We start from the raw sequence: 13,551 nt of genomic DNA, 5'->3' as shown, positions 1-13,551 counted from the left end.
ATCATGTCCTGGTCCCTTGCGGCTTTGAGAAAGGCGTCGAACGCGACACTGTGCCGGCAGGTCCCGGCCTGAGCCTCAGTCAGCAAACGCAATGCCTGTCGATAGGAAAGCGTTTCCTTGTTTTTCCATGCACCATTCATTGCACTTCTGGCATCGGCCACCGAACAGATCGTTCGCGTTTGGTTCAAAAACTTTATCTGCACAGGAAGGAAAGCAGTCAACTTCAACCCTCTTTGCTAGCAAGAAGGTTTGGCAAACTTTAGAGGGCAAGATTGGTTGCATATCACGCGATTTTTTTGGCGGCACGGCGGGTCGTGCGGGAGCAACCTATGCGGGAACCGGGCGGCGTCTTGGAAGTTGTGCGGCCAAGGAGAAAAGCAATGGCCGACGCACAGAAACAACCACAAATGAGCCCCCGCGAGATCGAAGCGCTGGCGCGCGAAACTGGCTGCACCGAAAGCCAAATTCGCGAGATTGTTTCGCTTGTTGGGTTCGACCGCGCCTCCATACTCAGAGAGGCCCGATCGCTGCGACAGTCCAATTGATAGTCTTCGTCAGATCCTCTTGACCCTTGGTTTGCTGCGCGGCAAAAAGCGGGGAGAGCTTCCTACTCGCTATTCATCATCGGTAGCGCGGTTGGCATGAGCAGCGGTCGGCATCGGCGTTGGGGTTGGGTCAATCTTGGCTGGAGAACGATTAACAATCCTCGTCTTGGAGGACGAGCCATTAATCGCCCTGGACGTGGAAGCCACCTTGGTCGAGGCGGGCTTTAACGTCGCCGTAACTGCCAGTTGCGCCGAGGCAGAGTCGATTTTGGAAGATGTCTCTCCGGATGCCGCTGTGCTCGATCTCTATCTGAAAGATGGGCCGTGCATCGCGGTGGCCAAGAAGTTGGTGGGGCGCGGGATCCCTTTTGTCGTCCACACTGGCTATCTTGGACCCGATCGCGACGAGATATTCGCCCATGGCACGGCGATTCAAAGCCCTCCGACCCTGCCCATCTCCTCGCTGCGGTCCAAGCGTCGCTTGGATCGTGACCACCAGAGATGTTGATCGAATTACCACAGGGCCTATCTTATGCCGGCTCGGCCTTCAGGCTTGCCAACAGATATTTGCCGCACGACATTGCCCTGCGTCAATAGGACCATAATCCACGGAATCAAGCTGTCTTGCGGTTGGTGGAGGTGGCCTTTTTTTTGGGCGCTAAACCTTCCTGTTTGAGGCTCTTCTTCAGAACGTCGGCGAGATTGATGACATTCTCCTTCGGCCGCGGGGCCGCCTTTGGTGGTTTCTTACCCTTGCGTTTGGCGTCGATCATGGCGATCAGCGCGTCCTCGTAGGTGTCTTCGAATTTCGAGGGGTCGAATGTCGTCACCTTCTTGTCGATCAGCATGCCCGCGATTTCGAGCAGTTCAGGATCGTATTTGGCCTTCGACAGGTCATGGAAGACGCTGTTTTCAGACACCATTTCATTGTGGTTTCGCAACTCGCTCATGACCATGCCTTTGTCGTAAGGCTCGATCAAAACCTCACGGCCGCGCTGATACAGGACAATACAGGATCGCGCCGCCACACCTTTGTTCTTCATCGCGTCGCGGATGACCCCATAGGCCTCGAGCGCTGCTCCGTCGGCCGGGATGAGGTAGTAGGGCTTTTCCAGATATCGGGTGTCGATCTGGTCCAGCGAGACGAACTCGCCGACCTCGAGCGTGTGGTCTGTGGTCAGCTTTAGCGCCTTGATGTCGTCGGGCTCCACCATGACATACTCATCCTTGGAGATCTCAAACCCCTTCACCTGATCGGCCGGATCGACCGGCTCTCCCGTCTGCTCATCCACATAGACAGTTTTAACCGGAAGGCCGTCTTTGCGGTTCAAGATCTTGAAGTGGATCTTTGAACTCTCGCTCGTAGCGCCGACAATCTTGACCCCGCAAGTCACCGACCCGACCTTCAGGAAGCCCTTCCATACAGCACGTGGCGCTACCATCTGCATTGATCCTGTTTTGGTAAGGGCCAACGGGTTTCCATTGAAATTGTTCCTCGGCAACAGGCTCGGACGGCGGCTAGGAAACACACCAACGCCAGGTGTCCGCGCTAACAATGATGCCTCACCCATTTGGAACGCTTTTAAAAGTCGCAAGTTCGCCAACAGCAGCGAATTGTCGAGGTTCGCTGTGTCGGGCGGCAAAGCCCGGCGAGCCCGCCAGTCGGTGTCCTCCGTTGGCGGGCTTTCTGTTTACCGCCGATGGGCTAGTCCATACAAGTGGTTGGATTCCTTAAGAATACTCGTCCGCCGCCTACTCAGGGAGGGAACCTAAACATCCAAACGCCATTAATCTGGCGCGAGCAAGCATGTTCGCGATCCTTCGCAAGGGTAGACGACAAGGTTGCCTTCGTCCTTCGACTGATCCGGCATCGATCACCGGTCTGGCGGATGGGCCACGAAGAGATGCCGCGGATTCATATTTGACGAAGAGGACTTCGCTCGGATTGAAGCCGTTGCAACTGTGAAGGCCCGTTGGACAGTTTGCAGGCGCCGAGGGGACTGGCGTTCCGTCAAGTGTATTGAAAAAGGCGAATACAGTATGGACACCGGCATTATCGCTGCAAGCGCGCTTTCGCTCATGCTCGCCGTCTTATGCGTTCTTGTGCACTACGAAGCCTTCAAAGCCGTTGCGAATTCCGCAAAGAGTGTCGAGGAAGCTGGATTTCCAAGTCGAGGCCGGTTCCTGGTCGTGATTTTCGGCGCGCTTGCAGCGCACGCGTTTGAAATTACAATTTACAGTTTCGTATTCTGGGAGCTTCACGGGTACGGGTTGCTGGGACGGATCGTCGGCGAGGTGTCCGGCGGGTGGATCGATTTCCTATATTTCTCGATTACGAACTACACGACACTGGGCGTGGGTGATATCCGTGCGGAAGGATCGATCCGCCTCATAGCGTCGTCCGAAGCCTTGACCGGATTGGTGCTGCTCAGCTGGACCGCTTCGTTCACCTATCTCTCCATGGAGAACTTTTGGCGGCGACGGCCGTAAGCCGATAAATGTCGAGGCAGCGCCTCAACGGCAGCCCAATCCGGCTTGGGTCTCAGAGCGCCGTCACGGGAGGGTTTCGTTCGAACCGCATCCAACCGTAATTTGGGCACTACAGATCGGGTGTGGGATCAAATGATCGACCAAGCCACGGTGACGCGGCTGACCCCTTCTATGCCTTCTTCTTCGCGGCGCGCGGATTCTGCCCCGTGGCACTGCCGCTCTTGGCATCTTTTGAATGGGCAGCGATCGCGGGACCGGCACCCGTCGCCTTGCGCATATCTCCGGACGGCTTGATGTTTGGCGACTTCCTGCCTGTCCAGCTTGAGAAAAGTTTGCCAAGGAAACCCATTGTCATTCTCCGCTGATTTTGTGATGGAGCTCGTCTCTTCCAGGAAGCTCCGTCGCTAACCTTGGTTCCGCCGGATGGAATCCCGCCGCAGAGGTGACACTAGTTTTCGTTAGCCGACTGCAGACCAACATTGGTCTTTGCCTGCAGACAAAGGGACCGAAACTGTTCGACCTCACTCTCGGTCAAATGCTCGATACCGATAAAATCGTTCTTGCCAGCGCCCGAGCGGATCAGCTCATCGAGCTTTGCCTGAATGGCCGCGCCGTCACATTCTGAGTATTCTGAATAAGGAAGACCATCAGAAACGTAACGATCGTCGTGCCTGTGTTGATCACAAGCTGCCAAGTCTCGGAATAGCCGAAGAGCGGGCCGCAAGCGGCCCAGATCACCACCGCGCTCAGGCAGAGAGCGAAAGCCCACGGGCGGCCCGTCGCATGCGCCACGGCCCCCGCCATGCGATTGAATAGTTTTTCCATGTTGGGAAGATCATGATGCGAAGAACCCGGCAGTCGACCGCTTTGGGGCGTAGGAGATGGTGAGCGAGTTATCGTGCCTATCATGGCCAGGCGGGCGCCTGTGCCACGACGCTTACGGCCGAATCGGCGAGCTTGGTCTGTTGGTCTCTCTTCGCCGAGCGTGAGGTCCAAAAGTGTAACTGCCTCATCCATTCCGGGCTCAGCGGTCGAGATGCGCATCGTGCCGCAGCGCGAAATCTCGCGGTGCTCGACGGCTTGTGCTATCGCCAGCAGTTCGGCATCCAGAGCCGGCGCCGTATATTCCTCCAAGAGTGCCGAGCCTTCATCGGTAATTCCCATGATGGCAGCGCACGTCTTGGCCTGGGGCTTCTTGTCGACGATTTCGAAAATCTCCTCCAGTCGCGCCACATGCTCCTGTGTTTCGCCGTGATGTTTCTCGAATGCTGCCTGTAGGTCCTGGCTTAGCGCCGCCGTCGCCATCTCTGGCTGTGTCGAGAGGATGTTCTTTTCGGCGAAGTAAATGTCCTTGAGCGTGTCGTGGAAAAGTTCGCTCAACCCTTTCCTTGTGGCCGCCTTGGTAATCGCCATGATGTGAATATCTCCGAGAACATAGGCCTGATGATCGAGGCCAAGGACCAACTTCGCGTCTGGCATGTGGTTCCGGAGCGGATTCAGACAGGAAACTTAAGCGCCGTCGCGACACACCCGCTAGCCCGGTGTCAACCTGCCGTCGCCGCCACAATCGCAACACTCGCACAGCCAGTTTCATTCTTGGCCGAAGGAACTGCCGGTCGCGTCGCAGGTTTGGAGAGCTGACCCTGTGCCGCAAACATGCAGCATACGACATCGCCTTCCTTCACCGTCAGATGCCGAGGAGCACGCCATGCAAGTTGTCCGTACCGAAGTTTTTGACGCTGCCGCCCCCAACGGCCAGCCCATCCTTCGCGTCGTATTTTGCGGCGAAGGGGGTGAGTGCGTGACGGTGGACATGGCAAACCCAGATGGCTCCGCCGCCGTGCAAGCCGCATTAGATCGGGCGAAGGCGATCCTGGTCCAAACCGCGACCTTCGATCTGGCCGCCAACGACTACGATGCGAACAGCAATGGCAATTTTGACGAAATCGCCGTGACCTCGATAAGCGATGCCGCCGGCGATGTGTATGTCTTCGACTATCGTGATGGCGAAACCAGTCGACGGATACCGCCATCGCGTTTGCCGAGCTTTGACGCTGCCCGCGCCGAAGCCATCCGTTGTGCCATGGATATCCTGGCGGATCTGCAGCCAGGCACCGACGACCTTACCGGCTGGCTGGTCCGGGTTTCCAATGAGAAGGGTGATGTGCTCTGTACGATCGATGTGGCGGAGGCCGAAGCCGCGCGGCATGCAATCCAATAAAGACGACTAGAGGCGTTCGCGCCACTCGAGGCCGTGACGTGGTCCTGGCAATTGGGTTTGCGGGAATTCTGTTGTGGCCACGCTAGAAGAGCTGACGCGCTTTTCCTCGCGGCGGCAGCGTTTATGCAACCAGTTCGGCTCAAGACAGTTTTATGCACGATTTCATGCGGTCCCCTGTTTTGACGGATTCTGCCGACGGCTTTCATGGACACTGCCATCTCGTGGTTCTCGCAACCTAACAGCCAGGCAGGCAAGAATGGCCTACTGCTGATTGCCGACAATTGCGATGCTCTGGCCGTACGTGTCCTGACCGCAAGGGGGGCGCAGCGCACGCTCGATCTGATGTATTATCTATGGCACGACGATCATACTGGCCGTTTGCTGATGCACGAGGTGCTGGCTGCGGCTGATCGAGGTGTGAGCGTCCGCCTTCTTCTGGACGACATCAATACGCGCAACGACGACGCTTTCTATTTGGCGATCGATAGCCATCCCAACATCGAGGTGAGGCTTTTTAATCCCAGCGGCACGCGAACAGGAATCGTCCTGCGTGGCGTGGAGGTGGTTTTGCGTTTGTTCGCAATGACGCGCCGCATGCACAATAAAGCTTGGATCGCGGACAGCGAGGTCGCCATTGTGGGCGGCAGGAACCTCGGCGATGCTTATTTCGACGCGGCTGAAACCAACTTCCGCGACCTTGACGTTCTGCTCGTCGGTCCTGCGGTCCAACAAACCAATGAGATATTCGAAACGTTCTGGAACAGCGAATCTGTCAGGCCGGTTCGAGCCCTGCATCCCGCCGCTCCGGCCGCTGGTTCAGCAAACTATCCGGGTGCGGAAGCCAGCGAGGGGCTCCTGGATCGGATAGCTGCATACTCAACGATCACCCAATACATTGAGGCGAGCAGTGATGTCGTCTGGACCGAACACGCGCGTGTGATCTCCGATCCACCAGAAAAGGTGCGCGGTCGCAAACGAAGGAATTGGCTTCTTCGGGAATTGCGGCCGATCATCGAGTCGGCAAGGGAGCATCTTGAGGTCATAACGCCCTATTTTATCCCCGGACGAAACGGAGCGTCGATCCTGTTCGACCTTGTTGGCCGCGGCACCGAAGTGCGCATCCTTACCAATTCGCTGGCAGCAACGGATGTAGCCGCGGTGCACGGCGCGTATGCCAATTATCGAAAGGATCTGCTTAGGGGCGGCGTAAGGCTGTTCGAACTGCAACCCTTTGCCCGGCAACCCAAGATCTCGGTTTTTGGGTCAAAGGGGGCAAGCCTTCATACCAAGGCTTTCACCGTCGACGACAGGTTAGGTTTCGTTGGATCTTTCAACTTCGATCCGCGGTCGGTGACCCTGAACTCGGAAATGGGTGTGCTCTTCGAAGACGAGCATCTGGTAGCACAATTAAGGCAGCGCTTTCAAAACGAGATTTCGCCGCAGACCAGCTACCAGTTGAGCCTGCACCACAATCAGCTTCGATGGACCGGTGCATTGGACGGTGAGACGCGCCAATTTGAAAGCGAACCTGAAGCCAGTCTCTACCGTCGACTAGTGGCAGCGGTCGTGCGTGCCCTGCCGATCGAGTCGCAACTCTAGAAACCATACGTCTCGTCAGATCCAAATAGCGATTTGTATCTGCGTTGAAGACAGCCAGACGGCTTCACCTTAATTGGCGGTTTGGCGATGCAAAAACAGGCTGGCTGTTAGCCAGGAGCATTCCGAGTACAAGGGAATGCCGCCGCGCCTGCAAAGCAGGGCGAGCAACCGCCCGGCTTGGCCGACACTCTTATCTGTCTCATCGTCTCCAATCTTTCGCGTCGGTTCCTCGCCAGGCGAGGGCAGTTCCATGGTGGTCCGTAGCCAAGACCTTTGCACGCTGGGCAGCCCTTAGGTGCGGGCTCATCCGTGATCTTGGCATCGGCGCTGTGATCACCGCGCTCCTGCTCACAGTCGGATTTGATCTGCTGGTACATTGGCACGAGCGCCGTCGCTTCCTCCTGTGGCGCGCCAGGTCACTGCTCGTCGTGCTGTTCTGAAGCACTATTTTTCGGAGGTTTTTTTGCTCTGCGCGGAAGCCGCGCTTATTCGGCTCGGTAGCCGTGCCGACAGGTTGGCCATCGCCATGACAACGATCAAGATAACTGACAAAGCAGATCGACTCTCTGCATCTCATTCTCGCGGCACGGGTGGGGCCGCTATTCAGCAGGGGCGTCCGAGTGCGATGCAATTCCCACCTCGTCTCCGTCTCCGTGAACGGCGTCGCGATCCCAGTCGTTTGTCTTGTCCGGTGTCTTGGCAGTGGCTTCGTCGGTCGCCTTCTTCTTGTCCTTGCGTGGTGACGGTCCCAGCATATCGTTTGATGAGTTCGGTCCCATTCTCGTGTCTCCGTTGCAGTCGAAGTCGAAACTATCTGGCGACGCTACGGTTCCCCGCGCACAGTGACCTCAGTTGGACAGCCACCGGTGCCCTGCGCGCTGCCGCCTAAACTACCGAGGAAGTAGCAGCCCGGTCGTTTCTGGTTCTCGTCGGCCCTCCGGCGTCGGTCAGCTCTCGTTGGCGAGGAGCGCCGCGCAGACGTCGCTCAATACCCTGGGCAGGACATCGAACGCATAACCAATATGCAGCCGTTCCAGCGGCGTATGATAGTCGCGGCCCCATGGGCCGATGTTGATGGTGGGGATGTTGGCCAACGCGTGTGTCTTTGGCCACCGCACACCTTGTGTCCACAGCGGCGTGTTGCGACCGACAATGTCGAGACCGTCAGCCGCGACCTCGCCAAAGAAGCTCATATCCGAAATACCGGCGAAGTAGTCGGTGCAAGTGATAGTCGTGCCGTAAAGAGCCGCGGATTCGGTTGCGAGCCGCTTGACTATTGTCTTTAGACGGCGAGCCCCAGGCGCATCAGAAAGGCTTGTGGCCAGATAGGGCATAGAGCCGAATCCCGTCACGATCGCCGGGCCGGACAAACGGCTGAGGCGCCAGGCCTCTTGCGTTGCAAGACGACACTGCTCCGACAAAGGCAGATCGACGCGGGCGAGGTCGGCGGTGACCTCGGCAAGCCGTGATCTGTCCTCGATATCGAGACGGTCCACAACCGCTTCGTAACGATACAATGAGATCGAACGGCCGCCACGACTGGCGCTTCCGTCAGTAGGCCGCCGCGCCAATGCCTCCAGACACCCTCTGGCTGCTTCGAGGCAGAGCTGGTCGAAACGTGCAAGAACCTCGTGTGGAGCGCGCCGGTAGCTTAGCACGTTGAAGGTGGCGAAGGCGGTTGCTGGCGTCGTAACATCGTATGCGGCTTTCCCATCTCGGATGCTGAGCAGACTGGGAGGAGTTGCGGACAGCATCTGGGAAGTTTCAGTCAGCTCGGCAGCCCATTCCAGCCGGGCAGCGATCGCGGCCGCGATCGTTGCGGCATTGAGCCCGTTCAACGGAAAACCACTGTGAGTGGGAATGCCGACGACGAATGCGGTGGGAAGCAACTTTCCGACCGTCCCCAAAGCAATGACGCGGCCCTTGCTGCCATCGCCGTCGTCAGCGATTGCGTCGAGATTGATGGCCGCCAGAATCTGCAAGTCGTGTTCGCGCTCTAACGCAGGCAGCATTTGCACGGCCTTACGGGCGCCCGCCGAATTATTCTCCTCATCGGGCACGGCCAGGAACAGCAAATTGCCGGCAGTGCCCCCACCGTTGGCAAAGACATTACAGACCGCTAATCCCGCCGCCAGACCTGCCTTCATGTCGAGCAAACCCCGTCCAGCAAGAAATTGCCCGGTCTCGAGATCGGTCCTCGCCAGGTTGCCCTGATCTGTCTCCACCCCCACCAGGCTGCTCGCCAAGGCCGGAGTCACTTTTGCCGGTTGCGTGGCCAACGCTTCCAAGTCACCGTAGTCCCGTGTCGACACGGTGTCGTAGTGGCCTGTCAGTACGACCGTGCCGCGACCCGCACCGGGAACCAGCATTGCAACGCAGTGGCGACCGTCCCCCGGCTCGACCTCGATGGTCCAGATTTTGGCGCGATCGAAAGGCGGCCTTTCACCCAGGACCTTTGCTAACCATGGCCCAAAAGACTTCTCGTCATCAGTGCCAGTGACGCTTCGCCGTTCGGTCAAGGCGATGGCCCAATCTCTGGCGATGCTAGAAAGGGTGTCTGCGGCTGTAGGATCCATGGTCATCCGACTCAAATGCGGAGGCCGACGTTAGTGGATCGCGCGGCGCCAGCTAAGGCCTGATGTTCAGACGCTGCCATTTTTCCTACATTACCAGCGTAGCCGAGGTTTTCGCCGGGCCGCTCCTAACCACCGCCAACTGGTGGGACCAGCGGCTCCATGAAGAAAGCCTCCAATCGGCGTCTCACGAACACTAATCAGAGCCGCGTATCAGCATGGGTGACGCCTGGGCCTCGAAGAAGTCGATCGGGTGTGACGAGGTTGCCCAGACGCACGTCGCGTAGGCCGCCACGAAGGACACCAAAAGGGCGGTAACAACGGAGAGACGATGCATTCTGGACTGTCCTCTTTGCTGCAGGCCCGTCCACAACCTCCTGCAACCGGATCGGTTCGCCGTAAAGTATTTACCGTGTCGCCATGGTTGACAAAAGGTTTCGAAAACCTGTGGCATTCGCAAGCAGCCAACCCACGCCTGTCTATCATCGGCCGTGCAAACGTTCCGCCGCCCAGGCCTTGTCGTCAAATCCAACATCAGGCAGGCGCAATCATTTTTAAACGACAGGTCATCGCCCGGGAGCCATATTCCCCCACACGCTCACTGGCCCTGTCTGGAGTTTGTCCGATGCTTGACCGTTGCTCGCACAACCAAGCCATCTACCCCGACGACCTGAGCGCACTCAAGCGCGTCTTTGATGAGCTTTGCCGTGAAGCGGACATTTCCCTGGAATCGATTGAGGCCAGCGATATTGCGGCTGAGCTTGTGCGGCTTTTTCAAACCGGCGTTGCCGACGCGACAGTGCTAAAAATTGCAGTTCGATCACGCAATCAAACTCTGCGACAAGCCGGATAGCCGCGCGGCGCACCGCACTGAGTTGAGGGAGCTTCGACCTTGCGAAGGTGATCGAAGCTCCGCATTTCCCCCCGGCTGCGCCGGGCTCCGGCCTTTCAATATAGCGAAGCCGGGCAAGCAAACGCGGCCTAGTCGTCGTTGCCCTGATCGATGACGACGTGTCGATGGTGATGGCGACGGTGACCCATCGTCACGATGACCGTATCCCGGCGGTGATGGCGGTGGCGCCACGCACGCTCGCCATTGTCGTAGAATGCGACATGCCGGTGATGGCGATGATGGAGCCGACCTCCCTCGTCATTATAGACGATGGCGGCGCGATGGTGGTGACGGTGATGCGCCGTGATCACCACGTCAGCCTCGGCGGCCATGCCGACAGCCGGGATGCCAAGAGAAAGCGCCAAGGCGCTCAAGATCAAAGCCTTCATGTTTATAGTCCTGTCTGCTGAAAACGGCGTCCCTTCAATAAAGGAATGTTGATCATTCACCTTTGTTCCCGACCTGCGAAAGGTTGACGAAAAGCACCGCTTTGTTGTGCACATGAATCGCCCGGCCGAGATGGTCTGCGGCTGGAAGAGACAGGCTCTCCTGAATTGATCTGGCTCCGCTCAGCCCGTGGTCAGATCCAGCCGCATCTCCTTGGCGATCTCAAATCCGGCGGCGCGGTAAACGCCCTCGCCGGCATCCGATGAATGGAGGACCGCTTTTGTGCAACCGATGGATCTCAAATAGTCGACCCCGGACCTTACCAGCGCCAGGGCCACGCCATTTCGCCGGGCCGCGGGTTCAACGAACACGCTCCAGATATAACCATGCTTGCGAAACGATGGGACCGCTACGTCGGGGTAGGGCAGACGTTCGACCTGACAGGCCAGTGACCCGACGGCCACGCCATCAACTTCCGCAAGGAAGCTCCCCAATTCGAAATGCCGCCGCCCAGACAAAATGAACTTCGAGGTGACGGCCTCGGCGTCGAGTTTGATGTTGACCGGATCGACGCCATAGCTCTCCCACAACGCTGTGTAATGACGGATCAAGGTTGGATCGTCGACCGGGGTCCCTTTGCGGATGAGGTAGTTCATCGCCTGACAACGCGGACTAGGTCCTGCCGTTCCGCATGTGACACGCTGATCGGGAAGCCCCTCGAAGAACGACGAGCGTACGGTGGCCGCCATGCCGACGAAACCACGCTGCGCATCACCCCAGGTTTATCGGGAGAGGAGACCGTGTTGATGGCTGCGAGGGTGAGCCCGACAGGGAGAGGTGATGAGGCCATTGGCTCGATCATTCTCCCGGGCAAGCCCTGGAACTTTTCCATGGCTCTGACGTTGCGGGTGGCCATCGTTCACAGCCAACGAAGAGGAATATTTCTGTGGGAAGCACGAGCGACAAGGCCTCGGGTCTTGCTAACCAGGCGGTTGGAAAAGCCAAGGAAGGCGCGGGCAAAGCGGTAGGCAATGACAGGCTCAGGGCCGAGGGCGAGGCGCAGGAAGCCAAGGGCAAAGTGCAAAAGGCGGTCGGCGATGCAAAATCGGCTGTCAAGGACGCCACAAACAAGGTCGCGTCCAAGATCAACAAGAACCTCTGAGCGCCGGCTGCCGACCAGAGGGGCCGCCGGTGGGGAGTGGTGTTGGAAAAATGTCTTCCCACCCCACCTTCGACGCGCGCACAAGGCAGAAGCCTCTGATGCGCAACGGTCACCGTCGTCGATGCTGTCGACGAAGAACCGCGAAGGTGGATTTTTTGCGACAAATCAGTGCGTTGTTTAGCTGTGCATAAATGTTTTTGACCGTTGTGGTTGCCGACGAGTCCTGCAAGCTCGCCAGATGATTTCTGCAGGCTTGGATGAGATCATGTTTGAGATGGTGGTCAGCACCATCCGCCACATGCCAGGCCCTTTCTCCGACAAGGTTAACCTCGTCGCCGAGCGCACTCGGGGCGTGATCCTCTTCGAGCTTCGTGTCGATGGGGATCGGCACCTTCAACGCATCGCAGCGCTGGCCTATCCGACCGGGGGCCTCGGACTGATGGCTCTCGACAAACCTGGCCAAGCGGTAATCTCCCATTTTGTGGGTCAGGGTTTCGATGACTTCATCCAGCCCTTGGTTCGCTGGAACCTCCTCACCATGGCTGAGCAGGCTTCCGGCGACTGCCTTGGCGCGACACTTCTGCTGGTCGAAGCGCTCCGTTGCGAAGGCCACTTTCTTTGCCAACCCCGCTGACAAAGATTCGGCATGTTTAGGTCGTTGCCGCACGGCAAAAATCGACAAGCTTTCTCGTGGCGCGCAAACGGCCCGGCCCCGGTGTCGTAGCGATCTTGAATATCACGCGCTCTTCGCCTGGGGTGCAATCTGGGTACTTTTGCAGACGGGCCAGAAGCTTCGAGTCCGGCTGCGCGAACTCGATGGCGATGGCTGCGGGGCCGGCGCCGATCCTGACGATGCCGGCACCGGCGGCGGCTTGTTTCAGCCGGGCCAACTCAAAGAGCAACATCGTTTCTGGTGGCGGAGCGCCAAAACGGTCTTCCAGTTCATCGGCGAAGGCATCGATCTCGGCTGCGCGCTCGATGCGTTGCAGCCGGGAATAGAGGTTGAGTCTGACAGTGGCGTCGGGGACATAGTCCGATGGGAACGCGCCCGAAATTTCCAGGTCGATCTCGGGCTCCAATATTGATCTGTCGTCACCTCGCGCCTTTTTCACCGCCCTTGCCAAGAGGCGCTGATAGAGGCCAAGGCCGATCAGCTTCATATGGCCGGCTTGGTCTTCACCAACCAGATCGCCGGCGCCGCGAAGATCGAGATCGCGCACGCTGATCGGCAGGCCGGAACCGAGTCGGCCAAAGCCAGAAGGGTCGAGAGCCGCGCTCTCGTCTCAGGTGCGATTTCCTTGCCTGGCTCGGTGAGCAGATAGGCCGAGCCTTGGGCTCTTCCTCGTCCGACCCGGCCACGCAGCTGGTGCAGTTGTGCCAAGCCAAATCGATCTGCGCGAATGACGATAATGGTGTTGGCTCGCGGAACGTCCAGGCCGTTCTCGATAATGTTGGTCGAAAGCAGAATATCGCCTTCACCATTGGCGAAGCGAACCATCGCATCGTCCATCGCAGCGGGTTTGAGCTCACCATGTGCGATTAGAAGCGATAAGTCGGGCACCAGATTGCGCAATTCGGTGGCAGTCGCTTCGATGTCAGCGATACGGGGAACGACGCAAAAGCTTTGCCCGGATCGGCGACGCTCGCGGATTAAAGCGGTCTTGATCAAGACAGTATCAAAT

General features: G+C 58.2%; 15 protein-coding genes and 2 pseudogenes. 7 read left to right on the top strand and 10 right to left on the bottom strand.

Going from position 1 to position 13,551, the window contains the following annotated elements; translation table 11 throughout:
• The first annotated feature begins 380 nt into the window (after positions 1-380).
• Together EOA36_RS11370 and EOA36_RS11365 are read left to right on the top strand one after the other, a co-directional pair.
• Entirely contained in the window at positions 381-545 is a 165-nt protein-coding gene (locus tag EOA36_RS11370) for a DUF3606 domain-containing protein (protein ID WP_127277719.1), read from the top strand.
• 136 nt (positions 546-681) lie between these two features.
• Positions 682-1,053, top strand: a complete 372-nt coding sequence (locus tag EOA36_RS11365; RefSeq protein WP_189553178.1) for a response regulator — start codon at positions 682-684, stop codon at positions 1,051-1,053.
• 106 nt (positions 1,054-1,159) lie between these two features.
• On the opposite strand, the gene EOA36_RS11360 is transcribed toward EOA36_RS11365, so the two are convergent.
• Positions 1,160-1,987: a Ku protein gene (locus EOA36_RS11360; protein WP_127277722.1), complete on the bottom strand. Its 828-nt coding sequence runs from the start codon at positions 1,985-1,987 to the stop codon at positions 1,160-1,162.
• Positions 1,988-2,585: 598 nt separating this feature from the next.
• On the opposite strand from EOA36_RS11360, the gene EOA36_RS11355 reads away from it, so the two are divergent.
• A complete protein-coding gene (locus EOA36_RS11355) occupies positions 2,586-3,035 on the top strand; it encodes an ion channel (protein WP_127277717.1) in 450 nt (149 codons plus the stop codon).
• 169 nt (positions 3,036-3,204) lie between these two features.
• Here EOA36_RS11355 and EOA36_RS11350 read toward each other — a convergent pair whose 3' ends face one another.
• The 3 genes and pseudogenes from EOA36_RS11350 to EOA36_RS11340 all read right to left on the bottom strand — a co-directional run.
• Positions 3,205-3,384, bottom strand: coding sequence for a hypothetical protein (locus tag EOA36_RS11350; protein ID WP_127277716.1), 180 nt, complete (start codon positions 3,382-3,384; stop codon positions 3,205-3,207).
• A gap of 99 nt (positions 3,385-3,483) precedes the next feature.
• Positions 3,484-3,860 (bottom strand): annotated as a pseudogene (locus EOA36_RS11345) (low affinity iron permease family protein).
• Positions 3,861-4,052: 192 nt separating this feature from the next.
• A pseudogene (locus tag EOA36_RS11340) lies at positions 4,053-4,448 on the bottom strand (DUF892 family protein); the annotation flags it as partial.
• A gap of 295 nt (positions 4,449-4,743) precedes the next feature.
• Here EOA36_RS11340 and EOA36_RS11335 point away from each other — a divergent pair.
• The gene (locus EOA36_RS11335) at positions 4,744-5,256 is read left to right on the top strand and encodes a hypothetical protein (RefSeq protein WP_127277715.1); all 513 of its coding nucleotides are present in this window, start codon (positions 4,744-4,746) and stop codon (positions 5,254-5,256) included.
• A gap of 204 nt (positions 5,257-5,460) precedes the next feature.
• Positions 5,461-6,855 (top strand): phospholipase D family protein, encoded by a 1,395-nt coding sequence (locus EOA36_RS11330; protein WP_127277714.1) that lies wholly within the window; start codon positions 5,461-5,463, stop codon positions 6,853-6,855.
• Between the two features lie 947 nt (positions 6,856-7,802).
• On the opposite strand, the gene EOA36_RS11320 is transcribed toward EOA36_RS11330, so the two are convergent.
• Positions 7,803-9,431 (bottom strand): M20/M25/M40 family metallo-hydrolase, encoded by a 1,629-nt coding sequence (locus tag EOA36_RS11320; protein ID WP_189553175.1) that lies wholly within the window; start codon positions 9,429-9,431, stop codon positions 7,803-7,805.
• Positions 9,432-9,759: 328 nt separating this feature from the next.
• Between EOA36_RS11320 and EOA36_RS38220 the strand changes: the two genes are divergently transcribed.
• Positions 9,760-10,281 carry a hypothetical protein gene (locus EOA36_RS38220; protein WP_245464322.1) on the top strand — a complete coding sequence of 174 codons (522 nt, stop codon included), beginning with the start codon at positions 9,760-9,762 and terminating at the stop codon, positions 10,279-10,281.
• A gap of 128 nt (positions 10,282-10,409) precedes the next feature.
• Here the strand turns inward: EOA36_RS38220 and EOA36_RS11310 are convergent, their stop codons facing one another.
• Both EOA36_RS11310 and EOA36_RS11305 read right to left on the bottom strand, forming a co-directional pair.
• Entirely contained in the window at positions 10,410-10,709 is a 300-nt protein-coding gene (locus EOA36_RS11310; protein WP_127277711.1) for a hypothetical protein, read from the bottom strand.
• 180 nt (positions 10,710-10,889) lie between these two features.
• The gene (locus EOA36_RS11305) at positions 10,890-11,363 is read right to left on the bottom strand and encodes a GNAT family N-acetyltransferase (RefSeq protein WP_127277710.1); all 474 of its coding nucleotides are present in this window, start codon (positions 11,361-11,363) and stop codon (positions 10,890-10,892) included.
• Positions 11,364-11,653: 290 nt separating this feature from the next.
• Between EOA36_RS11305 and EOA36_RS11300 the strand changes: the two genes are divergently transcribed.
• Entirely contained in the window at positions 11,654-11,869 is a 216-nt protein-coding gene (locus EOA36_RS11300; RefSeq protein WP_127277709.1) for a CsbD family protein, read from the top strand.
• 109 nt (positions 11,870-11,978) lie between these two features.
• On the opposite strand, the gene EOA36_RS11295 is transcribed toward EOA36_RS11300, so the two are convergent.
• The 3 genes from EOA36_RS11295 to EOA36_RS38210 form a co-directional block, all read right to left on the bottom strand.
• On the bottom strand, positions 11,979-12,551 hold the full coding sequence (locus tag EOA36_RS11295) for a hypothetical protein (RefSeq protein ID WP_127277708.1): 573 nt from the start codon (positions 12,549-12,551) through the stop codon (positions 11,979-11,981).
• The gene (locus EOA36_RS38215; RefSeq protein WP_245464321.1) at positions 12,520-13,089 is read right to left on the bottom strand and encodes a TRCF domain-containing protein; all 570 of its coding nucleotides are present in this window, start codon (positions 13,087-13,089) and stop codon (positions 12,520-12,522) included. The genes EOA36_RS11295 and EOA36_RS38215 overlap by 32 nt, the downstream gene beginning before the upstream one ends.
• The coding region (locus EOA36_RS38210) for a helicase-related protein (RefSeq protein WP_281040049.1) at positions 13,026-13,551 on the bottom strand (526 nt) is incomplete at its 5' end. The genes EOA36_RS38215 and EOA36_RS38210, both read right to left, overlap by 64 nt.

The sequence above is a fragment of the Mesorhizobium sp. M8A.F.Ca.ET.021.01.1.1 genome (genome assembly GCF_003998025.1).
Taxonomy (GTDB): Bacteria; Pseudomonadota; Alphaproteobacteria; order Rhizobiales; family Rhizobiaceae; genus Mesorhizobium.
This window is presented reverse-complemented; position numbering and strand designations above follow the sequence as displayed.